The organism is Nostoc sp. (assembly GCF_036917355.1).
Lineage (GTDB): Bacteria > Cyanobacteriota > Cyanobacteriia > Cyanobacteriales > Nostocaceae > Nostoc.
In genome coordinates, this window is record NZ_JBALDP010000111.1 from 89,885 (window position 1) to 115,014 (window position 25,130).

The following is a 25,130-nucleotide window of genomic DNA, read 5'->3' on the forward strand; positions in this document are numbered from 1 at the left end:
GCGTAGGTAAAATTCCCTTTGGCAAAAGTTTTTTGGGGAAGCGATCGCACAATAACTGCCAAATGTAACGGATTGCAACGTATAATGAGAACGATAAAACGGTTAAGAAATATTGAAGAGCAGTAGGGTTACATGCGAGTAGCGATCGCGGGAGCGGGACTAGCAGGACTTTCCTGCGCGAAATATCTTACAGACGCAGGTCACACACCCATTGTCTTGGAACGTCGAGACGTTCTAGGCGGTAAAGTGGCCGCATGGAAAGATGCTGATGGAGACTGGTACGAAACAGGTCTGCACATCTTTTTTGGCGCATATCCCAATATGTTGCAGTTATTCAAAGAACTAGACATTGAAGATCGATTGCAGTGGAAAGAACACACAATGATCTTCAACCAGCCAGATGCACCAGGTACTTACAGTCGCTTTGATTTCCCAGATTTGCCGGCACCAATTAATGGTATAGTGGCAATTCTGCGAAACAACGACATGCTGACATGGCCAGAAAAAATCCGCTTTGGCATCGGGTTATTGCCGGCCATGATTCAGGGGCAAAAGTACGTTGAAGAAATGGACAAATATTCCTGGACAGATTGGCTGCGTAAACACAAAATTCCAGAACGGGTCAATAAAGAAGTTTTTATTGCCATGGCCAAGTCGCTGAATTTCATCGGGCCAGATGAAATTTCAGCAACCATTCTTTTAACTGCCCTCAATCGTTTCCTCCAAGAAAAAAAAGGCTCGAAAATGGCCTTTCTGGATGGTTCGCCAACAGAACGATTGTGTCAACCTCTAGTAGATTACATCACCGAACGCGGTGGAGAAGTCCGCTTGAATGCCCCTTTAAAAGAGATTTTGCTAAACGCCGATGGTAGCGTCAAAGGTTACTTGATGCGGGGGTTGAATGGAGACGAAGATGAAGTTTTCACGGCGGATTTGTATGTCTCTGCCATGCCGGTTGACCCTCTGAAGGTAATTTTGCCAGCACCTTGGAAAGAAATGGAGTTTTTCCAAAAGCTAGACGGGTTGGAAGGTGTGCCTGTAATTAACGTGCATTTGTGGTTCGATCGTAAACTTACGCAAATTGATCACTTGCTATTCTCGCGATCGCCCCTCCTAAGCGTTTATGCTGATATGAGCAATACCTGCCGTGAATACGCCAACCCCGAACGCTCAATGCTGGAATTAGTTCTAGCCCCGGCAAAAGATTGGATTGCCAAATCCGATGAGGAGATTGTGGCTGCAACTATTGCCGAGTTAGAAAAACTCTTCCCCGACCACTTTGGGGGAGACAATCCAGCAACATTGCTGAAATCTCATGTGGTGAAAACGCCCCGTTCAGTTTACAAAGCGACCCCTGGTCGTCAACAGTACCGTCCCTCGCAAACAACCCCCATTAGTAACTTCTATCTCTCAGGGGATTACACCATGCAACGCTACTTAGCCAGTATGGAAGGTGCCGTACTTTCTGGTAAGCTGACAGCGCAGGCGATTTCTGAGGCCCTCCCGGTAGCAAATTCCTCAAACCTGCAAACGCTCACCCGACCGCCCGCAACGAATGCTGCAACTGCCTGATTCCCCGCCGCGCATGAAAACGCTGGTCTCTGTAGACGAGTCATACAAACTTTGTCGGCATCTCACAGCAAAGTATGCCAAGACTTTTTACCTGGGTACTTTGCTTATGAGTCCGGTAAAACGTCAATCTATTTGGTCAATTTACGCTTGGTGTCGCCGTACAGATGAATTGGTGGATGGCCCCGCATCTGCTATTACCACGCCAGAAACCCTAGACCTATGGGAACAGCAGCTGGAATCGATTTTTGCGGGGCGTCCATTAGAAAATTACGATGTAGCTTTAGTTGATACCCTCCAGCGCTTTCCGATGGACATTCAACCATTTCGGGATATGATTGCCGGTCAGCGTATGGACTTATATCGCAGTCGTTATGAAACCTTTGAGGATTTATACCTCTACTGTTACCGCGTTGCTGGCACTGTTGGCTTGATGTCAACATCAGTTATGGGTGTGGATAACACCATATATGCAGCGCCGTGGCAACAGAACAAACAACCTTATGTTCCCACAGAAGAAGCGATCGCTCTTGGAATTGCCAATCAACTCACCAACATCCTGCGGGATGTGGGAGAAGATGCCAAACGAGGACGGATTTATATTCCCCTGGAAGACTTGGCAAAATTTAACTATACCGAGCAAGACTTCTTCAAAGGTGTGGTAGACGATCGTTGGCGAGCATTGATGCGCTTTCAAATTGACCGCGCCCGCCAATTTTACACCACATCCGACCAGGGAATTACTTATTTAGCATCCGATGCCCGTTGGCCTGTGTGGGCAGCATCAATGCTGTACGGTCAAATTTTGGAGGCGATTGAACGCAACGATTACGATGTATTCAGTCAGCGGGCTTACGTTCCCCAGTGGAAAAAGTTACGCACCTTGCCCATAGCTTGGATGCGATCGCAAGTCCTTTGAATTAGTCATTAGTCATTAGTCCCTAGTCCTTAGTATTTTGTGAATAACCAATGACAAATGACAAATGACTATTGACTCTTACTGACAAGTCTGGTAACATTGATATTCGTGAGTCAGGAGAGGTGGCTGAGTGGTCGAAAGCGGCAGATTGCTAATCTGTTGTACGGCAGGCAACTCCGTACCGAGGGTTCGAATCCCTCCCTCTCCGTTTTTCAGCTTTTGATGCACAGAGTATATTCTGTGTAAAAAAGAAATACTAATATCGGCGTAAATATTTCTACTCCCAAAGATGGATGATATGATTTATCCTTTGGAGTCCTGATAAGATCCAGCTAAGTTACAAATCTAGTTTGGATCTTATTTTTAGGCTCCTAAGTATTTTGAGGAGTGAGAGTAATTTATGAGAAAAATTAGTGCCGCCTTAAGTTTAAGTATAGCTACCCTCGCGGCTGGGTTTCTACTTGGGGCTTGTGGTGATAGCAGTACCCCCAACGGCACAGCTAATAACGCAAATACCGCTACTCCAGCGGCAAACTCAACTACTACAAGCAGTGCTAAAGGGCTAAAAATTGGTTCCCTGCTACCGACAACAGGCGACTTGGCTTCTGTAGGACAGCAAATGCTAGGTTCCGTACCTTTACTGGTCGATACGGTTAACGCTTGCGGTGGGGTGAATGGCGAATCAGTTACCTTGGTGCAAGTAGACGACCAAACTGACCCGAAAGCTGGAGCTGCTGGTATGACCAAACTAGCAACTTTAGATAAAGTAGCAGGTGTAGTTGGTTCCTTTGCCAGTAGCGTTTCTAGTGCAGCAGTCTCCATTGCCACCCCGAATAAAGTTATGCTGGTTTCTCCTGGTAGTACCAGTCCCGTATTTACCGACAAGGCTCAAAAAGGCGACTATAAAGGCTTTTGGGCACGTACAGCTCCTCCCGATACCTACCAAGCACTAGCTTTAGCTCAACTTGCCAGAAAAAAAGGTTTCAAGCGAGTTTCTACAGTCGTAATTAATAATGATTATGGCGTAGGCTTTGAAAAAGCATTCGTGCAAACCTTTGAAAAATTGGGTGGAACAATCGTTAATAAAGATAAGCCTGTCCGCTACGACCCGAAAGCCCAGACATTTGATACAGAAGCGGCTGCTGCTTTTGCTGGTAAACCAGATGCAGTCTTGGCTGTACTCTATGCGGAAACTGGTAGTCTGTTCCTGAAAGCCGCCTATCAGCAAGGTGTGGCGAAGGGAGTACAGATTCTGCTGACAGATGGGGTAAAGTCACCGACTTTTCCCGAACAAGTTGGCAAAGGCGGTGATGGTAAATATATTTTAACTGGAGCGATCGGTACAGTACCGGGTTCCGATGGTAAAGCATTAGAAGCTTTCAACAAGCTGTGGAAGGATAAAAAGGGTGGTACGCCTGGGGAATATGCTCCTCAAGCTTGGGATGCGGCTGCTTTATTAACATTGGCGGCGCAAGCTGCTAAGGAAAATACAGGCGTTGGCATAGCCAGCAAAATCCGGGAAGTTGCTGATGGGCCTGGCACAGAAGTTAGTGATGTCTGCGAGGGGCTGAAGCTACTTAAAGATGGTAAAAAGATTAACTACCAAGGAGCCAGCGGCAACGTGGATGTTGATGCTAATGGCGATGTCGTCGGTGTATACGATGTTTGGACAGTAGGAGACGATGGCACAATCAAGGTGATTGACAAAGTTACCCCTAAGTAGAGACTTAGGAGTTAGGAGTTAGGAGTGATGAGTTATGAATTTAATCTTAATAACTCCTAATTCCTAACTCCTAATTCTTAAAGCCCACTGAAGTTATAACCAACTCCTAATAACAAGCCCACATCAGTTTCATCGAAGAATCCAGCATTGATAGCAGCTGTTGCCGTAAATTGAGAAGTTAGAGGCACATCAATGCCACCAGACACCAAAAAGGCAAATTGCGAATCATCACCAGTTTTGTAAGCTGCACCCACTCCGACGTAAGGTGCGATCGCTAATGGTTCGCTAAAAGCATCTGCTGATTTGAAGGTAAAATCGTAGGTGATCGGAAGTAGAACTGTGGTACTATCCCCAAATATGGCTGAGGGTCGCACTGATATAGAATTTGTCAGTCCAATTTTGCTGACTACTGCAAAGTTACCGTCGCCTAAAGATGTGTCACCACCACTCAAACCAATGTTAGCAGCGACGCCAAGATAGCTACTACCACCACTAGTAGTTCTACCTAAATCAATATCCGATTGTGCCACTCTTGTAGCAGATGGTTGAGCAGTTGTTTGAGAAGTCGGTTGTACTGGTTCAGAGGTGAGGGTTGCAGATGAGGTCGCCACTGTGCCTGGAACAGGTGTAGGTGTTACACCAGCGTTTTCCTGTACCTGAGTTAGATTTCTAACTGTAAAAGTTTCAGTTGTTTCTGTAGAGATATTTTGGCTAAACTCTTTGGGAGACGCTACGGTTGCGGAAGGTTGAGTTAATGGCTGATTGCTCAACTTGTTTACTGTCTGGGCGCTTGCAGATAAACCGCTACTCAGGAATGCAAGAGTAGCTATACTTGGCAACCAAAAAACACCTTTACGAAGAAAAATAGTATTCACGTTCACTCCTAAAACAATGTTGCCACGAAAAATAAAGATTTTTGTTGATTTAAGTCAACAAATTTGGGCAATATTCAAAATTTAACATCAAAAAATCGGTTTTTGCACTCTGACTTTACTTGATTTCTCTAGTTAATATTTACTAGCAAAAAATTAACTTTTATAGCAATCCTGGATCGCTGATGAGAAACAAGATACCCAACAACTTTTACAAGGTCGGGAATTTGTGGGTTGCAATTTTCACAAACTAAATAGAATTAATATATTTGTTTGAAATATCCTGAATTTGATAGATGACAAATAGTCTTTTTGCTTAAAATTAAGATGGTGTTTGTTAAGGAGGCGATCGCGACCTCTCCTAATGCAGAGAAGAAGTTTTTTATCATAGCTGTCTTACCACCAAAGGCAGCTAAATTGTGAAGTGATATTACGAAGCTTGCAAAAATATTTAGAAATTGCCTAGAAGGCAAACATAGTTCTAACGTAGAACCTATTAGGAGAGACTGGAGGCAAATGTGATGAGCGAAAATAATATTCAAAAGTATCGGTTTGTCTGTACCCTGACTTTCGGTGATATCTACGGTCAAATAATTGTTTGGCTGATTACAATCACCCTAAGTTTGGCATCAGCTTTGGCGCTGATGGGTGCCAAGCGGCCCGTGTACGCTTTAGCAACAGCGGGTCTCGTCGTTCTGCTATCGCTACCTTTCTTGTTGTTTGCGTTTGTCACTACCTTGTTAAATCATATTGAAGTCAGTCCTGTAGGGCCGGGAACCAAAATGGAACCTATACCAGGTAATGTGTCTCAACAACAACCTGTACAAGCAACTAGCTAAAGAGTTAGGAGTTATGAGTTATGAGTTATGAGTCACTCTATTTGTGCCATAACTCTTTGTTTTTAACTTTTCACTCCTAATTTAAAAATTTGTTATAACGTCCCTGTCTGTAGACAGGGAATTTTTTTGTAGAGATGCTACCGTTACAACGCACTAGCTAATTAATCACCTCTCTACAATAGAACAGCAGTGGTTTGCAATCAGAGGGCTAATTATGCTGGAACACGATGTGATTATTGTCGGGGGCGGATTGGCGGGATGTCGCGCTGCTGTAGAAATTGCCCGCACTGACCCTAGTTTAAATATTGCTGTGGTTGCCAAAACCCACCCAATTCGTTCTCACTCGGTTGCAGCTCAAGGTGGTATGGCTGCATCGCTGAAAAATGTTGATTCCGAAGATAGTTGGGAAGCACATGCTTTTGATACTGTCAAGGGTTCTGATTACTTGGCAGACCAAGATGCTGTGGCGATTCTCGCCCAAGAAGCGCCAGATGTGGTGATTGACTTGGAACATCTCGGCGTTTTGTTCTCCCGCTTACCCGATGGGCGGATTGCTCAAAGGGCTTTTGGCGGACATTCTCACAACCGCACTTGCTACGCCGCTGACAAAACCGGTCACGCGATTTTGCACGAATTGGTTAACAATTTGCGGCGTTATGGGGTGCAAGTTTATGAAGAGTGGTACGTGATGCGTCTCATTTTGGAAGAAAATGAGGCCAAGGGTGTGGTCATGTTCCATCTTTTGGATGGACATATCGAGGTGGTGCGGGCTAAGGCAGTGATGTTTGCCACAGGGGGCTATGGTCGCGTTTATAACACTACTTCTAATGATTACGCGTCTTCGGGTGATGGTTTGGCAATGACTGCGATCGCAGGTTTACCCCTCGAAGATATGGAATTTGTCCAGTTTCATCCCACTGGTTTATATCCGGTAGGGGTGCTGATTTCAGAAGCGGTACGGGGAGAAGGCGCGTATCTAATTAATAGTGAAGGCGATCGCTTTATGGCGAATTATGCACCCAGTCGCATGGAATTGGCTCCTCGTGATATTACCTCACGCGCGATCGCTTACGAAATTCGCGCTGGACGTGGTATTCATCTTGATGGCAGTGCTGGTGGCCCCTTTGTCTATCTGGATCTGCGCCATCTGGGCAAAGAAAAAATTATGAGTCGCGTTCCTTTTTGTTGGGAAGAAGCCCATCGCCTAGTAGGTGTTGACGCGGTAACTCAACCGATGCCAGTCCGTCCGACAATTCACTATTGTATGGGTGGTATACCAGTTAACACCGATGGTCAAGTTCGCAGTAGTGGTGATGGTTTAGTTGATGCTTTCTTTGCTGCGGGTGAGACTTCTTGTGTTTCTGTACATGGTGCAAATCGTTTGGGGAGTAATTCTCTACTGGAGTGTGTAGTTTATGGTAAGAGAACTGGGGCTGCGATCGCCAAATTTGTGCAAAAACGTAAGTTACCCTCTGTAGATGAGCAACGGTATGTAACAGAAGCCCAGCAACAAATTCAAGCTTTGCTAGAACAACCAGGACAGTACCGGATAAACCAAGTCCGTGAAGCTTTTCAGGATTGTATGACTGAGTACTGCGGTGTTTTCCGCACTGAGGCATTAATGACTGAAGGTTTGCAGAAACTAGAAGAAATACAACAAAAATACCCGCAAATTTATTTAGATGACAAAGGTAGTTGTTGGAATACGGAACTCGTAGAAGCTTTAGAATTGCGAAGTTTGATGGTAGTAGGGCAGACTATTTTGGCATCAGCCCTAAATCGCCAAGAAAGTCGTGGCGCTCATTTCCGTGAAGATTATTCCGAGCGAGATGATACGAACTTTCTCAAACACACAATGGCTTACTATTCACCAGCCGGAATTGATATTCAATATCGATCGGTGGCGATTACTATGTTTGAGCCAAAAGAGCGGAAGTATTAGCCAAAAGTAAATTTATGTGAGAAATCGAGGGGACTACAAAAATTTTGTCCACCTCGATTAATAACAGTAAGCGCGAAGATATTTTCTATATGCAGTAAAATTCTGACTATAAAAACAAGATTTTTATTTAAAATATGAATAATGCACAAACCTGGCATATTATCAAGTGCTCTGCTGGAAAGTGCGAAATTATCCCCAGCGACCAAGTTGGCGACGATAATCTAGAAATTATAGAACAGTGGGGGCCTTTTAGTTCGCAAGAAGAAGCGATCGCTCGACGTGTCGGACTTATTAGGGCTGGAAAGTGCAAACCAGTTTAAGTTAGTAGTTAGAAGTTGACAGTGACGGACTTTATTCCTAACTCCTCACTATTCACTCCTAACTTTCATTCCTAACTCTTCATTTTTCTGCTGTAGATGTCCCCTGAGCAGCAATTTTTTTACCTATCACTTCCACCGCTTTAGCAAATTGAGGGTCTGCAAGAGTCGCGAGTTTGTCACGTTCATGGAGCCACAAATCCTCCATCTGCTTTTTGCTCAAATCCACCTTCACATCTGGCGAAATGCCTTTGTGATTGATATCTGTACCATTGGGGGTATAGTAATGAGCAATTGTCACCGCTAATCCTGAACCATCTTCTAGGGGACGCACCGATTGTACTAGTCCTTTACCAAAGGTTTGAGTACCGACCAAGGTAGCACGCTTATTATCTTGCAAAGCCCCTGAGAGGATTTCGCTGGCACTAGCTGAACCTTTATCTACCAACACCACCAATGGTTTAGCTGTTAAGGCTTTTCCGTTTGCCTCTTCCTTTTCTGCCTCTCCTTGACGTTCAACAGTGGAGACAATCTTACCTTTATCTATCCACATCCGGGCAATATCCACACTGGAGAAGAGTAAGCCGCCTGGATTACCACGCAAATCCAGAATATATCCAGCGACCTTTTTACTTTCTAAATCTTTGATGGCAGTTTGCATTTCCTTACCAGCATTGGCGCTGAACTGGTTCAACCGGATATAGCCAAGATTTCCGGCTGGGGTTTTCTTTTCAGAAAACTTAACTGGATGGATTTCAATTCGCGCCCGTTTGATGTCAAACTGTTTTGTCTTACCGTCACGCTGAATAGTCAAGCTCACTTGAGATCCTGCTTCACCCCTAATCAAGGACACTGCCTGATTAGTATCCATCCCCTTAGTATCTTTGCCGTCAATTTTGAGAATGATATCTTTTGCTAAAACACCAGCTTTAAAGGCTGGTGTATCTTCTATTGGCGCAATTACAACCAATTGCTTGGTTTTTTCATCCTGACTAATCGTGATCCCAATCCCTGTCAATTCTCCAGAGGTATCAACTTGCATGTTCTTGAACTCTTCTGGGTCCATAAACCGGGTGTAGGGGTCTTCTAGCTTTTTCAGCATTTCCCGAATGGACTTATATGCATCCTGTGGATTACTGTAGGACTTGCTCAAGTATTCCTTACGAACAGCCTGCCAATCTACCTGATTAAAAGTACCGTCGACATATTGACGTTGAACAATTTGCCAAACTTCATCTACTAATTCTTTAGGACTTGCTTTAAATAAAGCCTGACCTCGCGAATGAATGCCAAGGCTAGTAACAGCGATCGTGGAGAGTGTAACTGCCGTAGCACCCAAAACAAGCCTACTTTTTGTAATCACCATAATGACAGCTGCGTCAGAGGGAAAATAATATAGTCAGTATGCTCAATCTAACACAGGCTACCACTGTACAGACCGAGTATGTATCCTTAATTTAAACAAAATACTTGACAATCCGGCGAACTTGATGGCTAAAAGATACAAAGTTTTTGGGGATTGGGCATTGGGTACAAGAGGCAGAGATGCGGAGGGGCAGAGAGGCAGAGGAGAAAAACTTACTGCAACTTCTCCTCTGCTCCCCTGCTCCCTTTAAGGTTCTACCCAGCGTTCATCTGCCTTAATCAGGTTAATTAATTCCTCTACACCTTTATCTTCTGGGACTTTTTTAATTTCTTCTCGACCACGATACAAAGAAATATAACCAGGTGTTTTGCCAACATATCCATAGTCGGCATCTGCCATTTCTCCGGGACCATTGACAATACAACCCATAACTGCGATATCTAGCCCAGTTAAGTGTTTAGTGGCTTCCCGGACTTTGTGCAGCACTTCCTCTAGATTAAACAAAGTGCGTCCACAGGAAGGACAAGCGACGTATTCCACCATCGTTTTTCGCAATCCCAAAGCTTGGAGAATGCTGTAGCAGACGGGAATTTCTTTTTCTGGTGCTTCTGTCAATGAGACGCGAATTGTATCACCAATGCCATCAGCAAGTAAGGTAGCAATACCTGCTGTAGATTTAATTCGCCCGTATTCGCCATCACCGGCTTCTGTAACGCCTAAATGTAGCGGGTAATCCATACCCAGTTCATCCATGCGCTTGGCGATGAGGCGATAGGCGGCCACCATCACCGGGACTCGTGAGGCTTTCATGGAAATTACCAAGTTGCGGAAATCCAAAGATTCACAGATGCGGATGAATTCTATAGCAGATTCCACCATTCCTTCGGGGGTGTCACCGTAAGTAAATAGCATTCTCTCCGCAAGGGAACCATGATTTACCCCAATTCGCATCGATTTTCCTTGATCGCGCAAAGAAACTACCAGAGGTTCTAAGGTTTCGCGGATTTTATCGCCAATTTCGTCAAATTCGCTTTTAGTATATTCAGTTCGATTGATGTTTGGCTTTTCAAACACATACAAACCCGGATTAATCCGTACTTTCTCTATGTGCTTGGCAACTTCCACAGCGATTTTTAGCCCGTTGTGATGGACATCAGCCACAATTGGCACGTCTTGGTAAGTTTTAATTAATTTTTGTTTAATTTCCCCTAAAGCTTTAGCATGAGCCATACTTGGCACTGTGACACGGACAATTTCGCAGCCAATTTCGTGCAGACGACGAATACCAGCTACGGAACCATCAATATCAAGAGTGTCTTCGTTAATCATTGACTGCACTACAACGGGGTAGCCGCCGCCAATGGTGACATTTCCCACCTTTACGGAACGGGTTTTACGCCGCTTGATGGTTGTATCAAAGGTGGCTTGAGGTGATGTGATGCTTGAAGTGTTTACTGTGGGCAGAGTTTGCATAACCTGATTAGGTAAATTTGCTGTTGCTCAAATATCAGATTTAATAAATCTCTGTTTCCCAGATTGCCACAGCTAGCGCTTTTTTGGACGATTAATATAGAAAAAAATGGAGAATCAGAAAGGCAAAGAAATAAAGAGCAATTGAGGAGTTTTGCTCTTTTGTAAAGATATGTTGCTTAAAATCCTTTTAATTGAGTAGCTGGAGTGCGATCGCTTTAACCTGATTAAGTTGCGTTGCTCCTAAATTTACACACACCAGATACTATTCGCTTTGAATATACCTCCGTATTTATGCGAGAAAACATATTGACCAGATTCTAAACCAGTGGCATATTCCTCTAGCCAGTTCTGAAAACTTGAAGCGACGAGTTCTCTCTTGCCGTCATCATGCCACATCTGAATAATTTGTCCAACTTTGCCACCTTTAGCAGGAGCTAAGTCTAGACAATCGTGATTGCCAGCACCGTCATAGGTTAGTGGTATCCATAACGGACTCCACCAATCTGTACAAATTCTTATTCCTGGTTCTGGCTGACTTTCACAACCATCGAAATTACCTCCATCTAGAAGTTCCTTCCAAACTTACCATTCATCTTGAATACGTTCAAGAGATAGAAATTCTCGTCCATTAATCAGCCCATAATTGTAGCCTGATTGTCCATTATGGATACGGTAAGAACTCTTGACATCATCAGGCAACTGTATCAGTAGAGCTTCTTCTACTGCCTCGATCTGACTCTCTGATGCTCCAGGGTTCAATGTATCAAGAACTTGTGGAGTATTAGTTTTGAGCCAGAATTCTATTCTTGTCCAAATTTCCTGCATACTTGTAGCTGCCTTGAATATAAATATTTTGCCTTATGGTTGGTTTACAGATGAGTGGTTAGATCGACGGTTGGTGATGTTGCGAAGTTGGGATGACAGCGATCGCTAAATTTATGTTTTTATAATACAAATATACTATTTAATTTAGACTTGAGAAAATTTGGGGATTGAAATTGTAGATGTTATTACAGAATAAAAGCGACTGTATTTATGAACACCCAAATAACACCCCAACTACCAATCCCCCCACACTTCAACCCTGAAGAAGTCGGCGAAGTCTGGCGCGTACCTTACCAAGAACGTGCCGCCGAAGCTGAAATCTGGGCAAAACAACACGATATCAAACCTGCATCTTTAGATGAAAGCCGGATTTGCTTACTATTAATTGATGTCCAAAACACCTTCTGCATCCCTGGATTTGAACTATTTGTAAGTGGAAAATCTGGGAAAGGGGCGGTAGATGATAATGTCAGATTATGTGAGTTTATCTATCGCAACTTGGGAGTAATTACAAAAATTGTACCTACTCTAGATACCCACACAGCAACGCAAATCTTCCATCCGATCTTTTGGGTAAATGCTGCGGGAGGACATCCCACCCCAGCCGCAACTAGCATTACACCAGCAGATATTCAACAAGGTATTTGGAAAGTCAACCCAGCAGTTGCTGACACTGTTACTAATGGCAATTATGAATTATTAGAAAAACATACTTACCATTACGTTAAGCAACTAAGTCAAGACGGTAAATATCCCCTCACAGTTTGGCCTTATCATTCTATGTTGGGTGGTATTGGTCATGCTCTAGTTTCATCGGTAGAAGAAGCGATATTTTTCCACGGCATTGCGCGTCAGAGTCAAACGCAATTTGAAATCAAAGGTGAAAATCCTTTAACAGAAAACTATTCCATCTTACGTCCAGAAGTGTTGGAAGATTTTGAACAACGTCCACTCGCTCAAAAGAACACGCGCCTGATTAAACAACTTTTAGAATATGATGCAGTAATTATTGGTGGTCAAGCTAAAAGTCACTGCGTCGCTTGGACAATTGACGATTTATTAACAGAAATTAAACAGGTAGATGCTACCCTTGCCAAAAAAATCTATCTGTTAGAAGATTCCACTTCCCCCGTTGTTGTCCCTGGTGTTGTGGACTACACAGAACAGGCAGATTCAGCATTTGCAAGGTTTGCAGAGGCAGGAATGCACATCATAAAATCTAGCGAAAATATAGCATCATTTTTTTAACGCAAAGGATCGCAAAAGTTTCGCAGAGGAACACAGAGATTTTCTCTGCGTTTCAAAACGAACTTCATTTTTTCAAATAGCCCTTTGGATCTTCTGCTACCCAACCCAGAGATGAGCTAGAACGCACTTCAAAATGGAGATGCGGTTGAGTGGAACTTGGTTTTCCACTAGTGCCTACTGTTCCTAGTAAGTCTCCTTTTTTTACTTGTTGACCGACAGTAACTTTGATACTGTCAAGCTGGGCGTAGCGGCTTTGGAGTCCGCCGCTGTGGTTAATAATGACCAATTTGCCATAAGAACCTTGATCGCTGGCAAAGGCTACAGTTCCAGGTGCGATCGCTAGCACATTACTACCAACTGGTGCTAATAAGTCAACACCACTATGGAAGAAAACTTCACCTGTCCCAGGATTTATTTGCCAGCCGTAAGCTAATCCTACAGTTGCCACTTGTGCTAAGGGATATCCAGACAAAGATGCACGGTTTGGTGTATCTGGATCACTAGGTAAAGGGGACTTAGTTACAACGCCATTGGGCGACCAATTTACCCCCGGAACAAACACGATTCTGGGGTTTTGTTGGCAGCCATTCACCTCAAACAGGCTATCAGCACGAACTTTGTATTGTGCCGCCACTTGTCGCCAAGTTTGACCGCGAGGCACTTCGACTACAATCCCATTGTAGGGAGGAATCTGAAGCACACTACCAACGGCGGCAGGTGCACCGTTCTGCAAAGCTGGATTCATGCCAATAATAGTTGTCGGAATGAGATTGTAACGCTGCGCTATACTCTCCAAAGTTTCGCCACGAACAACTTTATGGCGTTGGAAGCGAGATAAGGCTGGAGTCGAGCAACCACCCACAGCAGCGTTAGCACTGTTTGAGTTTGAGTAGGGCAGTATGCTTACTAGGCCCAAGGCGCTAACTAAGCTACAGAGAAACAGTTGACGAAAGGGTAAAGTCATGTATAAAGGTCAAGAGCGCATTAACTTTAGATTTTAGATGGGAAGAGTGGAAGTTGCGAGGAAGCCGGGAAGCAGGGGCAGAATAAAAATTATCCCTTTCGCTTCTGCTCCTGTTCGGCTACGCTACCTCGACTACGCTACCTCGGCTCCGGTTCCATCGAGCGACTTGTACTGAGCGTAGTCGAAGTAAGTCGAGATGCTCGGCACAAGTCACGGCAAGCCTGCTTTGCGCCCCCTGCCTTTTTCCCCAATCCCTAATTTCTCGTAAATTGATCTGTCCACTTGCCGTTCGCTTGACTACACTTAGAAATTAGCAACTGCATTGCTGTTCTTGAGCAAAACAATTATGAAGTTATCCTTAAAGCAACTGGCGGTTTATGTGTTTTTACTGGTAATTGGCGGTAGTGCAGGTTTGTTTGGCAGTCGCTATTTCCTGCCACAAAATCGCTCGTTCCAACAGTTAAGAAATGTAACAATGGCTTCGCCTCCAGAATCCGTAGTTCCGAATTCTCCTAATGGAGCTATTGGGGCAACTGGTGGCGATAACGTGAATTTTATTGCGACGGCAGTGCAAAAAGTTGGCCCGGCTGTAGTGCGAATTAATGCAACTCGTAAAGTAGCCAATCCTATCTCTGACGCTTTGAAAAATCCCATCTTGCGGCGATTCTTTGGAGAGGACGATCAACCAATTCCTCAAGAACGCATTGAGCGCGGTACAGGATCGGGATTTATCTTGAGCGAAGATGGAGAATTACTCACCAATGCTCATGTAGTAGCAGATACAGATACAGTACAAGTTACCCTTAAAGATGGTCGGAGTCTGGAGGGGAAGGTGGTAGGAGTTGATTCTGTGACAGATGTGGCGGTGGTGAAAATAAAAGCGAATGATTTGCCGACGGTAAAACTGGGCAATTCGCAAAACCTGATCCCAGGGCAATGGGCGATCGCTATTGGCAATCCTCTGGGTTTAGATAATACTGTTACTATTGGCATCATCAGTGCTACCGATCGCACTAGTACTCAAGTTGGTGTCCCCGATAAGCGAGTCAGCTTTATCCAAACTGATGCCGCAATTAATCCTGGTAATTCTGGTGGCCCCTTGTTAAACGCCCAAGGCGAAGTGATTGGTATTAACACAGCCATCCGCGCTGATGCTCAAGGACTTGGTTTTGCCATTCCCATTGAAACCGCTGCCCGCATTGCTGATGAACTTTTTACTAAAGGGCGTGTAGAACATCCCTTCTTGGGTGTTGAAATGGCAGACCTTTCTCCCATCAGAAAACAGCAGATTAATCAAGAAAATCAGCTAAATATTCAACAAGATGCTGGAATTGTGATTAAAGGAGTCACAGATGATTCCCCAGCCAAGCGTGGAGGACTCCTTCCTGGAGACGTGATTCAAAAAATTAACGGGAAACCGGTCAAAACTTCTGCCCAAGTTCAGAGGCTGGTGGAGTCGAGCAAAGTTGGAGACATAATAGCGATCGAAGTCAACCGCAGCGGCAAAGTTCAAACCTTCAAAGTCCAATCAGGAGCCTATCCTGAAAAGAATTAGTCAAAATAATTCGTAATTCCTAGAGAGCGTCATTCCGAATTACGAATTAGTGATTATTTGGTCAATAGTCCTAGAATGTTTGACTAGTTACTATTAATTATTGACCATTAGACAAATGCTCTAACTGCATTCTTTGTTCCATCTGTCGCAGAAAATACCCCGTCATCATGGCCGACGCTAGAAGTCCAGCTAAATTCTCCCGATCTGTTGTGATTTGCACGTTGAAATTTTCTGCCGGGAGCATTCCCACTAGCCCTTGGACATTTTGCGAAATGATTTGTTTAATTTCGGGGCTAGCGGACTGAGCAACCCTAGCTAAAACATCAGGAGACTGATGCTGTAGATATTTGAGCAACTGATTAGGGTATTCCTCAGAGTGGTCGGAAAGAAGTTGATTAGGGTGTTCCTCGGAGTTGTCATTCAAAAAGTCAGGATTAAACACCATTGGCAGTTTTATTTAGCTTAATTGCTAACTCTACTCTAAACCATAGTACAAGAGTAGCGCATTCACCACGGGTATAAGTCTAGAGAAGGGAGTGGGATTAGCGGGGAGATGACAGATGACAGGTTATAGGGAATGATCTCTACGCTGTAACCTGTACCCTATTACCTTCTTTACTCCCTACTTGCCACTCCCTTTAGTTCTAGTTCTAGTTCTAGTTGTTCTTCCTTCTGACTTGTAGAAAGTATTTGTGGAAGTTGTTCAATTTGAAAATACTGATGGAATTTTGGGGTTACTTGGAGTGAGTAGGAGCGAGAATCGCTGTCTCGGCGTTTGCGGATGAAACCAAGTTCAACAAGTTCTGGGACGTGCTGATATACTCCTGAACCTCGTAGGTTAATCAAGTCGCTCTGGAGTATCGGACTATTAAGGGCGATCGCAGCTAAAGTCCGCAATGCACCTACACCCAATTCTACAGGTATCATCGTTTGCACTAGATCGTGAAAGTCAGACCGGAGTTGCAAACTATAACCATCTGGGGTTTCTATTACCTCTAGGGCACTATCTCGGTGGGCATAGTTGTCCATGAGTTCAATTATGCCTTCTTTGACAGTAGCGCGATCGCACGCGGCATACTCGGCGATTTCGCCGAGCGACAAGGGTTTACCCTTTAAATAGAGAATTGCTTCTATCTTCGTCGCTGTGGCTGTAATCATTTAGTCATTAGTCGTTAGTCATTGGTTATTAGTCACTTGTACTGAGCGTAGTCGTTGGCGTAGCCTCTCGTAGAGAAGTATTGGTCATTAGTACATGACAACTAACAATCAATAAGTGTGTGGCATTATATCGTAAATTGTCAAAGTATTTTTTTAAACTTTCAAATTTGGCATTGGGATTAGGGGAAAGGTGACAGGTTACAGGAAATATATCTGTACCCTGTAACCTGTACCCTATTCCCTTCTCAAAAGCCTCTACTTGTGAGAATAAATTCTGCGATCGCTAAATCTTGTGGAGTGGTCACTTTTAAATTTGTTTCCTCTCCCTCGACAATTCGGACTTCGATGCCGCACTTTTCAAATAAGGCAGCATCGTCTGTTACTTCCCAACCTTGACGGACTCCTTCAGCATGGCACTGTTTCAACAACTTGACATCAAATCCTTGGGGAGTTTGTGCCGCCCATAGTTGTCGTCTGTCGGGTGTCTCTTGAATTATGCCTTGTTCATCAACAATTTTGATGGTGTCTTTGACCGGTACACCAGCAATTAAACCGGGACAGTGGCGAATGGCCTCGGCACAAGAGTTAAATAAATCTGGTGTGGCCAGGCATCTAGCACCATCGTGAATCAACACTTGTTCTGCGGCTATTGGCAGAGATTGCAAACCATTGTAAACAGATTCTTGGCGGGTGGAACCGCCTTGAATTAATTCTACTGGTTTAGTCAGCTTCAGATCGGCGAGAATTGCATTTAACTCTGGCCAATCGCTAGACTGAGAAATAATCCCGATCCAACTGATTGTACTGGCGGCTTCTGCGGCTAATAAAGTCCAAGCAATAATTGGTTGCGATCGCACGACTAGCAGGAGTTTATTGCGGTTACTACCCATTCTTTTTCCGATTCCCGCAGCTGGAATTAGTAAATACACAGAATTCCTCAATCTTTAAGCTATATATTTTCCCCTAAAATAGGGAGCGAGTAAGCGTCAATAAATATTATGCGAGTAGTAGCCCTTGTACCTGGCGGAATTGGCGACCAAGTTCTCTTCTTTCCGACTCTAGATGACCTGAAGCGCCATTACCCAAACGCTCAGATAGATGTCTTTGTTGAACCCCGGTCAAAGGCTGCCTACCGAGTGAGCAAGTCAGTTCACGAGGTGCTGAACTTTGATTTTAATGACCGTAACAGTCTGGCAGATTGGGGTAATTTAGTGGGAGCTATTCGCGATCGCGAATACGATGTTGCCATTGCTGTTAAGCAAAATTGGTTGGTGGGTCTTTTACTCTGGTTGACGGGAATTCCTATACGTATTGGCTACCAAGGCAAAGGATCGGGTTTTCTTACCCATGCTGTGCCGTTTAAATCATCCCAGTATGCGGCAGCAGTTTACCATGACTTGCTGCAACCGTTGGAAATAAATAGCCCTGTCCCAGAGTTAGCAGTAAATGTGCCAAAACCAGATATTGAGTGGGCACAAAAGGAACAAAAACGTTTAGGGGTTCATGAAACAGGCTATATCTTGATTCATGGCGGTTCTGGCCAGTTATCCCAGGCTAAAGAACTAGATAAAATCTACCCTGTCGAGAATTGGCAGCAAATTATTCAAGCCTTCCAACAAAAGCAGCCGGATTTACCTGTGGTTGTTATTAAGGGAGTTGATGATGAGCAGTTTGTGCGATCGCTTCTGGAGTCTTCTCCAGATATCAAGGTGACTGCCCCAGATGATATTGGTAAGTTAACTGCCATAATTGCTGGGGCAAATTTGATGTTATCGACTGATAGCGCACCACTACAACTAAGTGTTGCAGTTCAAACCTATACCATTGCCATATTTGGCCCCAGCGATCCAGCTAAGTTGTTGCCGAAAAACGATAAATTTCTGGCTATTGAATCCCTTACGGGAAAAACGGCGGATATTTCACCAAACGCAGTTTTAGAGAAAATTTGGGGTGGCTAAACTAGTAGTTTTCCCAAACTTAGATACCTAGAACAGACAGTAAGCCTCAAAACCTCTCTCTTTACAGGAGAGAGGTGAATATATATTCCATACAAATGAAAAGCTCTATAATTTATCACTCAGCTGTTGTCACAAGTTGGAAACAGTTTTCAGTTTTTATTTAGAATAATCTATTTATTCTAGTAGTATGTCAAGAACTAATTGACGGATAAATTGACTGTAGAGACGGTGATTTATCGCGTCTTTCTAACCGCCAAAATGAATTTGACAGACTACTAGTGCTTAATACTGTTGAGTTAAACCCAAAATCCTTAGAGATGCGTTAGCCAGCAAGATGAAGTACAATTTCGCATCTCTACAGGTTAAATTCCTCATCTAAAATCCAAAATGGTATTTATTATAGGCAAGCAATAAATGTCCAGCTTGCCATATATGTTCCAACAAATATACTGGGATAATCAGCACTACTATCGGAAACAAACCAGTCAGGAGTGGCTTTCTGCTGTCTAACCCTCTTTTCCAAACCAATTTGTAGAGATATATTCTCGTGAACAATTTTTGCATTAGCAATTTCTAGCATTTTTTCTATTGACTTTTGTAGCCACTCTGCTCGAACAAACAAACTGTGAGATGGATGATCGCCGTAGCAAAAAGGTACAATGAGTACAAGATATCCTTTGTCGTTTAATATTTTATTCAGACAAAATTGAATAATTTCTTGATCGTCTTTTTTTTCTTGGGTTTCTTTGTTAATGCTGTGAAATAACAAACCCGCTAGCACGACTGCATCAAATTTTTTATTCTCTTCAACAAGTTCAGACAGGAAAACCGATAAATCTTTGGTAACAAACTTTCTATTTGGGTAGAGTTTTAAACATTGTTCAATAGCTAATTCACTGTGATCGACTCCTAGATAGTCACATCGAGCCGGAAGATATTTGCTTAAAGCCCCATTACCGCATCCTAAATCTAATAATGAGAATGAGTTTTCTGGAAAAGCATTACTTAAAAAACCACCTGTAGGTGTATATCGGGTGAGATTTTCCGGGGCTTCAAAGTACGAATAATAGTCATCTTGGAAACGTTCTTCTTCAGATGTTGCACGCTCAGGTACTAAATTTTTCATTCCAAAACCCTCATTTTCTCAAGCTTGTTTGATTACAAAATTACTCTTTCAGGATATTGTGAACTACTGAAAGCGCTTTAACGAAACAGTATAAAATACAACTTGTTTTATTTGCTGTATAACAAACAGGTTTCTATTCTTAGCATATTTGTTATGGTTAATTTAAAAAATATCTTTTTAGATAGATAAAAATTTCATCCTTAGAGAATATTTTAAATATTGCAAAATATACTATGGGTCAATACGATTCAGTTAAGTTTTTGGTATTGATTTCGGCAAATAGAGGCGCGAAATTATACTTCGTGTCGGTCAATGCGCTAACGCTTCTCTACAGAAGATTTAGGGCTTAACTGAACGATATTGCAATATCAGAATAACTTCACACAGTCCACTAAAACGAAGAAAAATTTTTCAAAATTCTTCCATCACCTATTAGCTATTTAAAATATTTCAAAAAAAGCATTATCTAATTCATAACCGAGAATTTGCGCCATAGACTTTAGGCGCGAGAGGCTGGGTATGTCCTGCTGTTTCAGCCAATCACCTAAAATAAAGATTTTGTGCATCAAAAATATTTCTAAGGCTTCAGGATTGTACTGAATACCTTCTTGTGAATTAAACTGGTGTGGTACAAGCATGGCGGCATAACGGGCAAATTCCCCAGCTTTCCAATCTAGTAAAAATGCCAACCAGGGATATTTGGCATCTAGACGCACAAACCACAGGCGCACCTCTGGAATTTCTGAGAGTTCCCGTGGGTCGCCAGGCTGAAGATCGTAATTGACATCAAAGCGTAGCTGTTGTTCGTGGGATGCAACCCCATCTTGCAGCATTTTTTCAATCACCGTTGATGCAGGGGACAGATCCAGATTGTTAATGAAGTCATTATTGAGTGCGATCGCAATTGTCATTGATTTAGCAGCCACCTTCTTGATGCTCAACTGTAGGATCGAGAATATACAGTAGCAGCTTTCAGGCATTGACGCTACATTCACTTTGGATCGCACAAAGTCTTCTTCATAAATCAATTAGTATTTACTGATACTTTTTGCTGATAATTTCGTCAACCCATACAAGGTTTAAACACAAGTCTGACCTTGCTCAAATTTATTTGATACTTTTGCTTAATTTTCGGTGATTATAACAAATATACATCCATTAATAGCCTTGATATGAGCCACTGGCGATGGCTGCGGTAAATGCTCGCCTACGCGACTCACTTCACTGATGTTTACTAAAATTAAATGTTACTTTTATCATTGCTATAATTACTCGCATCTAATTAAAGAATTACTACACGATTAATATGGTACGCCATTAGAATTAGCCTACTTGGGCAAGGCAATGCCTGCCCCAAGGTGGACATTTACAGCAATTTTAAGTTAAAGTTGTAATGAGTTTGTTTTAGATTAAGGTCTGACAAAGTAGCCGTCAACAAGCAAAAAAAATCATAATCGCCACCTGTCACTTTCACAGCATCAAAAGGCAAAACATAAGTACAGGTGAGACAGCGGTGTGCAATATCATTGCATATATTAAATAACCAATAAACATTTAGACGGGAAAATTCCCTCAACAGTTAACAAGCTGTAATATGCAAAAACAAACAATTAGTACAAGACCAATTCGTTCCTTAGAAGATGCACTTGAGCGCTGTCAAATCCTGGGTATGCGCGTCAGTCGTCAACGTCGCTTTATTCTGGAATTACTTTGGCAAGCAAATGAACATCTTGCTGCAAGAGAGATTTACGATCGCTTAAACCACCAAGGCAAAGAGATCGGTCATACCTCTGTTTATCAAAATTTAGAAGCATTATCCAGTCAAGGCATCATTGAATGTATTGAACGCTGTGATGGGCGTTTGTACGGCAACATCAGTGACTCTCACAGTCATATAAACTGTGTGGATACAAATCAAATTCTTGATGTTCATGTGGAACTACCAGAAGATTTGATCCGCAAAATTGAAGAAGAAACAGGAGTACGGATTACTGACTACAGTATTAACTTTTTTGGCTACCGCAATCCGCAGGAGGGGTAGGGGTTGGGGAGCAGGGGAGAAATTGCAGTAAGTTTTTCTCCTCTGCCCCTCAGCACCTTTGCCTCTTGTGCCAATACCTTATTCCCCAATCGAATTAATTACCAAAAACTGTCTCATCATCGACATCATCATCATCTAAATCTGCTGACAAAATTGCGCCTTCACAGCTCTCAATTAGTCCAATCGCAGGGGTTTTGTTCCAATTAACGTTTGTGTTTGGCGTGATTTTCACGGTGTTTAAGAAGGGTTGCTGCGATCGCAAATGTTTCAGCTTTTGAAACATTTCTTTAGAGAACAAAGCACCATTATCAGCGGCTAATTTTTTGTCAGTCGCTGCAAGGATGGCGTTAAATAAGCAGGCGTTGGTGAGATCGGCAGAATTAAGATTTGTCCCCATCAGGTTTGCCTGTTGCAGGTTTGCGCCCGTGAGATTTGCCTGTTGTAGATTCGCACCTGCGAGGTTTGCGTGTTGTAAGTTTGCGCCTGCGAGGTTAGCCTGTTGCAAATTGGCTCCAGCCAAATTCGCCCCCATTAACTCCGCATTAGATAAGTTTGTTTGCTCAAGACTTACCCCAGTTAACATCACTTGCGATAAGGAGGCTCCCGATAAATTGAGTCCAGACAGAGACTTAATTCGGGTTGCGAAGGCACTTTTATGTAAAACCGTTGTCCTAGCAATTAGCAGACTCAGCACCTCTGGATTGAATTCTGTCAAATTGACTGGATTTCCACAAGGCCAAAATGGAACTTTTGTTTCTCGGTAGCAAGCACAAAGCAATAAAAACACATTCAGTCCCACCGCAGCATTCACCTGTTCAACATTTACAGGGTTTTGCAGTGCGTGAAAATTAGTCAAAGCGTTGTGGGCTATCCCCTCATCTAACCAACGTCCTTGACAGTAAGCACGCCAGAAAGATAAAAGACGTTGAAACAAAACTTCAAACGAAAACTTGTGCTTTTGCTGGCGACGCAATCCGGCGATCGCTAGTTCTTCAATTTCTTGGCTAATTATCCCGTAACCTAGTAAATTATAAATATTCTGGGCCACGCTACTGGGATCGAGTACAAAAGTGGGCGTGCCATAAACCTCATCTTGGTACTGAGTCAGAAATTTAAGTTGGGCAGCAATAGCATCTGCACAAAGAGATTCTCCTAACTTGAGATGCGAAAACTCAATTAAACTACTTTTCGCTGCGCTTTCGCCTGAGCTTTCTACATCCCAAATTTTAAAATAAAACGCTGGTAAAGTATTAAATTCACCATCTAGATTAATTTGATGACGCTGTGAGTGTAAAATTTTGAGAGCGATCGCTTGCATCTGCTTAAGTAAATCTTGGGGATGACGATCGGCGAGTAAATTAGCGATCGCTTCTGGAGTCCGATGGATATGAGCCGTTCCTGAACGCAGTAGCATCGTCTTGATCCCACCCATTAGCGGATAACCCAACAACCATCGACTCAGACGATGATGAATTTCCCATAACAGAAAAGACTTTTGGGTATTAGCAGCTAACTGCAATAGTTCATCATCTAGCAATCCCTCTCGGTGCAAGATGCCCAACAAATGCAGCATTAGGGGTTGACGGACAAGGGCAGATAATTCTTTTAACTTTGATAGGCTGGCAAATAATTCTGACTGTTTTAACAATGTAAAGAAATTTTGAGCAATGGGTAAAGATTGCACTTTTGCCCACTGCTGAAACCATTGTTTGAGTTCGTCCCCATCTAATGGCTGAATAATAATTCGCCTCAACAATAGCGGTAGTTCTGAGACGATTTCTGGTAATGTTGTTGAGCGACTTGTCAACAGAATTTTGTGGCGGTGCTGAGATTGAAAGTTCAGTAATTGCTGAATAAAAATTGCTTGTGCCCTGATACCCTGAGCAGAATGGGGCAATTCATCCAAACCATCCAGCAGCAACAGACAAGGGAGATTTTCTTGCTCTAACCAAATTGAAAGATTAACGCCAAAAGCAGAATTTAGAGTTTCGATTAAAGTTTTACCGTATTGTACATCTCGCAACCTAATTACTATAGGCATCCAAGTAGGGTACAATTCCTGTGCTACCTGTGCTGCCCAAAGCTGGCAAAAACTAGTTTTTCCATAACCAGGTTCTGACTCAATAACAGCGATCGTTTCTAAATCAGTTAGCTGTTGGTGTGCCCATGTTTTTAAATCAACTGGTTTAACAGCTTTTTTATCTTGCTCAAAAATATTTTCCTCTATTGGTAAGCCTTTTTGTGGCACATAGATATCCTTAAGAGCAAAGGATTCCATCAGCAAAGGGATACTGAGGTTTTGAATCAAACTCGCACGGTAATGTTCTCGGTGCAAATCAATTTTTTCACTGACTGTAGAACCAACTTCTGGGGTGATGAAACTGGGAGATAATGAAATCCCCAAACGGAAAAATTTTTGCAGTTGGGCTAAAGGTGCAGCATTCTCGGTGACGACTACCAATATCTCACCAGGAAGTGAGTTGACTAAACGCTGTGTTAGAAGTTTCGCTTCCACTTCCTCTGCACCATTGGCAACCAACCAAGCGATAGTAGCGTTATTTATTTGTTGCACCAGTAATGAATCTGCAACCGAAGATAATGCTTGTTCAGCTTGAGTATCAGTCAATTTACCTGGGCTGAGAGTTTTCAGCAATCCTTGTAGTTGCGGATCTTGGAGGATGAGTTTACCCACGTCCTCTTTAAGTATGTGTGGTTGCATGGGTATAATTGCCCGGTCTAACCACGGTTTTTGTAAGCTTGCTTCCTGCTCTAGAATTGCTTGCAAAGCTTGGAGATAGGCAATTTGAAATGCTAGCCACGTTCCTTCGTTACGTTTTAACGGTTTTTTTTGGCTGAGGCTACGCAAAAGTTTTTCTGTCAACTGGGAAATGACACTGATTTCTTCCCAAACAATACTTAAGGGCAGTTCTAAAACCTCTACCAAGGTACAGAGATCAAAAGGCATGAGGCTTTTGAGTTCCATATCCTGAACAATACGGTAGGCAATACCTGCCAATTGCCCCCCAGAAAACCCTCTGATTTGATTGATTGCGATATGGCGTTCTGCCAACCAGTGCCGAATACTCAGGTTCATTTAATTACACAGTGAGGCTGCACAAGGCAATTATGATCGATTTATCAGTTTGCGAAAACAGGTGACAATGGGGAAGACAAAGTTTTGTATCAAAGTTGTTTTTTGATTGGTAAAAAACAGTGCCGATCTAATTGAGTGGAT

20 protein-coding genes, 1 tRNA gene and 1 pseudogene are annotated in these 25,130 nt (G+C 43.0%); 11 read left to right on the forward strand and 11 right to left on the reverse strand.

All coding sequences use genetic code 11. From position 1 onward, the window contains the following. The first annotated feature begins 132 nt into the window (after positions 1-132). The 4 genes from pds (at position 133) to V7K53_RS33300 (ending at position 4,211) form a co-directional block, all read left to right on the forward strand. On the forward strand, positions 133-1,572 hold the full coding sequence (gene pds / locus V7K53_RS33285; protein ID WP_322678627.1) for a 15-cis-phytoene desaturase: 1,440 nt from the start codon (positions 133-135) through the stop codon (positions 1,570-1,572). Then, the gene (crtB, locus tag V7K53_RS33290) at positions 1,556-2,488 is read left to right on the forward strand and encodes a 15-cis-phytoene synthase CrtB (RefSeq protein WP_335201710.1); all 933 of its coding nucleotides are present in this window, start codon (positions 1,556-1,558) and stop codon (positions 2,486-2,488) included. The genes pds and crtB overlap by 17 nt, the downstream gene beginning before the upstream one ends. Before the next feature lie 116 nt (positions 2,489-2,604). After that, positions 2,605-2,696 (forward strand) — tRNA-Ser (locus tag V7K53_RS33295). Between the two features lie 192 nt (positions 2,697-2,888). Then, entirely contained in the window at positions 2,889-4,211 is a 1,323-nt protein-coding gene (locus tag V7K53_RS33300) for an ABC transporter substrate-binding protein (protein WP_335201711.1), read from the forward strand. Between the two features lie 77 nt (positions 4,212-4,288). Here the strand turns inward: V7K53_RS33300 and V7K53_RS33305 are convergent, their stop codons facing one another. Then, a complete protein-coding gene (locus V7K53_RS33305; RefSeq protein ID WP_335201712.1) occupies positions 4,289-5,086 on the reverse strand; it encodes a hypothetical protein in 798 nt (265 codons plus the stop codon). Between the two features lie 518 nt (positions 5,087-5,604). Here V7K53_RS33305 and V7K53_RS33310 point away from each other — a divergent pair. The 3 genes from V7K53_RS33310 (at position 5,605) to V7K53_RS33320 (ending at position 8,184) form a co-directional block, all read left to right on the forward strand. After that, positions 5,605-5,922, forward strand: a complete 318-nt coding sequence (locus V7K53_RS33310) for a hypothetical protein (RefSeq protein WP_099102821.1) — start codon at positions 5,605-5,607, stop codon at positions 5,920-5,922. Between the two features lie 214 nt (positions 5,923-6,136). Beyond that, entirely contained in the window at positions 6,137-7,864 is a 1,728-nt protein-coding gene (locus V7K53_RS33315; protein WP_335201713.1) for a succinate dehydrogenase/fumarate reductase flavoprotein subunit, read from the forward strand. Positions 7,865-7,998: 134 nt separating this feature from the next. Beyond that, a complete protein-coding gene (locus V7K53_RS33320; protein WP_335201714.1) occupies positions 7,999-8,184 on the forward strand; it encodes a DDE transposase family protein in 186 nt (61 codons plus the stop codon). A 79-nt stretch (positions 8,185-8,263) separates the two neighbouring features. Here V7K53_RS33320 and ctpC read toward each other — a convergent pair whose 3' ends face one another. The 3 genes and pseudogenes from ctpC to V7K53_RS33335 all read right to left on the reverse strand — a co-directional run bounded on the left by ctpC (position 8,264) and on the right by V7K53_RS33335 (position 11,845). Beyond that, positions 8,264-9,547 carry a carboxyl-terminal processing protease CtpC gene (gene ctpC / locus V7K53_RS33325; RefSeq protein WP_335201715.1) on the reverse strand — a complete coding sequence of 428 codons (1,284 nt, stop codon included), beginning with the start codon at positions 9,545-9,547 and terminating at the stop codon, positions 8,264-8,266. Positions 9,548-9,793: 246 nt separating this feature from the next. Next, entirely contained in the window at positions 9,794-11,020 is a 1,227-nt protein-coding gene (ispG, locus tag V7K53_RS33330; protein ID WP_335201716.1) for a (E)-4-hydroxy-3-methylbut-2-enyl-diphosphate synthase, read from the reverse strand. A 246-nt stretch (positions 11,021-11,266) separates the two neighbouring features. Beyond that, positions 11,267-11,845, reverse strand: a pseudogene (locus V7K53_RS33335) (SMI1/KNR4 family protein). 210 nt (positions 11,846-12,055) lie between these two features. Here V7K53_RS33335 and V7K53_RS33340 point away from each other — a divergent pair. After that, a complete protein-coding gene (locus V7K53_RS33340; protein ID WP_335201717.1) occupies positions 12,056-13,093 on the forward strand; it encodes an isochorismatase in 1,038 nt (345 codons plus the stop codon). 64 nt (positions 13,094-13,157) lie between these two features. Here the strand turns inward: V7K53_RS33340 and V7K53_RS33345 are convergent, their stop codons facing one another. Continuing rightward, positions 13,158-14,057 carry a LysM peptidoglycan-binding domain-containing M23 family metallopeptidase gene (locus V7K53_RS33345; RefSeq protein WP_335201718.1) on the reverse strand — a complete coding sequence of 300 codons (900 nt, stop codon included), beginning with the start codon at positions 14,055-14,057 and terminating at the stop codon, positions 13,158-13,160. Positions 14,058-14,403: 346 nt separating this feature from the next. Between V7K53_RS33345 and V7K53_RS33350 the strand changes: the two genes are divergently transcribed. After that, complete coding sequence (locus tag V7K53_RS33350) at positions 14,404-15,612, forward strand: HhoA/HhoB/HtrA family serine endopeptidase (RefSeq protein WP_335201719.1); 1,209 nt, start codon at positions 14,404-14,406, stop codon at positions 15,610-15,612. Positions 15,613-15,709: 97 nt separating this feature from the next. Here V7K53_RS33350 and V7K53_RS33355 read toward each other — a convergent pair whose 3' ends face one another. The 3 genes from V7K53_RS33355 to ispD form a co-directional block, all read right to left on the reverse strand. After that, positions 15,710-16,057, reverse strand: a complete 348-nt coding sequence (locus V7K53_RS33355) for a DUF760 domain-containing protein (RefSeq protein WP_094347414.1) — start codon at positions 16,055-16,057, stop codon at positions 15,710-15,712. Positions 16,058-16,227: 170 nt separating this feature from the next. After that, a complete protein-coding gene (gene scpB / locus V7K53_RS33360; RefSeq protein ID WP_335201720.1) occupies positions 16,228-16,770 on the reverse strand; it encodes an SMC-Scp complex subunit ScpB in 543 nt (180 codons plus the stop codon). A gap of 245 nt (positions 16,771-17,015) precedes the next feature. Then, the gene (gene ispD / locus V7K53_RS33365; protein ID WP_335201721.1) at positions 17,016-17,699 is read right to left on the reverse strand and encodes a 2-C-methyl-D-erythritol 4-phosphate cytidylyltransferase; all 684 of its coding nucleotides are present in this window, start codon (positions 17,697-17,699) and stop codon (positions 17,016-17,018) included. 69 nt (positions 17,700-17,768) lie between these two features. Between ispD and V7K53_RS33370 the strand changes: the two genes are divergently transcribed. Then, positions 17,769-18,728 carry a glycosyltransferase family 9 protein gene (locus tag V7K53_RS33370; RefSeq protein WP_335201722.1) on the forward strand — a complete coding sequence of 320 codons (960 nt, stop codon included), beginning with the start codon at positions 17,769-17,771 and terminating at the stop codon, positions 18,726-18,728. Positions 18,729-19,125: 397 nt separating this feature from the next. Here V7K53_RS33370 and V7K53_RS33375 read toward each other — a convergent pair whose 3' ends face one another. Continuing rightward, positions 19,126-19,854: a class I SAM-dependent methyltransferase gene (locus V7K53_RS33375; protein ID WP_335201723.1), complete on the reverse strand. Its 729-nt coding sequence runs from the start codon at positions 19,852-19,854 to the stop codon at positions 19,126-19,128. Positions 19,855-20,294: 440 nt separating this feature from the next. Beyond that, entirely contained in the window at positions 20,295-20,765 is a 471-nt protein-coding gene (locus V7K53_RS33380) for a CRR6 family NdhI maturation factor (protein WP_335201826.1), read from the reverse strand. Between the two features lie 683 nt (positions 20,766-21,448). On the opposite strand from V7K53_RS33380, the gene V7K53_RS33385 reads away from it, so the two are divergent. Continuing rightward, the gene (locus V7K53_RS33385; RefSeq protein WP_335201724.1) at positions 21,449-21,895 is read left to right on the forward strand and encodes a Fur family transcriptional regulator; all 447 of its coding nucleotides are present in this window, start codon (positions 21,449-21,451) and stop codon (positions 21,893-21,895) included. 94 nt (positions 21,896-21,989) lie between these two features. Here V7K53_RS33385 and V7K53_RS33390 read toward each other — a convergent pair whose 3' ends face one another. Beyond that, a complete protein-coding gene (locus tag V7K53_RS33390; RefSeq protein WP_335201725.1) occupies positions 21,990-24,989 on the reverse strand; it encodes a pentapeptide repeat-containing protein in 3,000 nt (999 codons plus the stop codon). Positions 24,990-25,130 lie beyond the last annotated feature (141 nt).

Excerpts from the sequence above, each read along its gene's own strand:
- pds (WP_322678627.1), top strand. The coding sequence starts at position 133 with ATGCGAGTAGCGATCGCGGGAGCGGGACTAGCAGGACTTTCCTGCGCG.
- crtB (WP_335201710.1), top strand. The coding sequence starts at position 1,556 with ATGCTGCAACTGCCTGATTCCCCGCCGCGCATGAAAACGCTGGTCTCT.
- V7K53_RS33300 (WP_335201711.1), top strand. The coding sequence starts at position 2,889 with ATGAGAAAAATTAGTGCCGCCTTAAGTTTAAGTATAGCTACCCTCGCG.
- V7K53_RS33310 (WP_099102821.1), top strand. The coding sequence starts at position 5,605 with ATGAGCGAAAATAATATTCAAAAGTATCGGTTTGTCTGTACCCTGACT.
- V7K53_RS33315 (WP_335201713.1), top strand. The coding sequence starts at position 6,137 with ATGCTGGAACACGATGTGATTATTGTCGGGGGCGGATTGGCGGGATGT.
- V7K53_RS33320 (WP_335201714.1), top strand. The coding sequence starts at position 7,999 with ATGAATAATGCACAAACCTGGCATATTATCAAGTGCTCTGCTGGAAAG.
- ctpC (WP_335201715.1), bottom strand. The coding sequence starts at position 9,547 with ATGGTGATTACAAAAAGTAGGCTTGTTTTGGGTGCTACGGCAGTTACA.
- ispG (WP_335201716.1), bottom strand. The coding sequence starts at position 11,020 with ATGCAAACTCTGCCCACAGTAAACACTTCAAGCATCACATCACCTCAA.
- V7K53_RS33340 (WP_335201717.1), top strand. The coding sequence starts at position 12,056 with ATGAACACCCAAATAACACCCCAACTACCAATCCCCCCACACTTCAAC.
- V7K53_RS33345 (WP_335201718.1), bottom strand. The coding sequence starts at position 14,057 with ATGACTTTACCCTTTCGTCAACTGTTTCTCTGTAGCTTAGTTAGCGCC.
- V7K53_RS33350 (WP_335201719.1), top strand. The coding sequence starts at position 14,404 with ATGAAGTTATCCTTAAAGCAACTGGCGGTTTATGTGTTTTTACTGGTA.
- V7K53_RS33355 (WP_094347414.1), bottom strand. The coding sequence starts at position 16,057 with ATGGTGTTTAATCCTGACTTTTTGAATGACAACTCCGAGGAACACCCT.
- scpB (WP_335201720.1), bottom strand. The coding sequence starts at position 16,770 with ATGATTACAGCCACAGCGACGAAGATAGAAGCAATTCTCTATTTAAAG.
- V7K53_RS33370 (WP_335201722.1), top strand. The coding sequence starts at position 17,769 with ATGCGAGTAGTAGCCCTTGTACCTGGCGGAATTGGCGACCAAGTTCTC.
- V7K53_RS33375 (WP_335201723.1), bottom strand. The coding sequence starts at position 19,854 with ATGAAAAATTTAGTACCTGAGCGTGCAACATCTGAAGAAGAACGTTTC.
- V7K53_RS33380 (WP_335201826.1), bottom strand. The coding sequence starts at position 20,765 with ATGACAATTGCGATCGCACTCAATAATGACTTCATTAACAATCTGGAT.
- V7K53_RS33385 (WP_335201724.1), top strand. The coding sequence starts at position 21,449 with ATGCAAAAACAAACAATTAGTACAAGACCAATTCGTTCCTTAGAAGAT.
- V7K53_RS33390 (WP_335201725.1), bottom strand. The coding sequence starts at position 24,989 with ATGAACCTGAGTATTCGGCACTGGTTGGCAGAACGCCATATCGCAATC.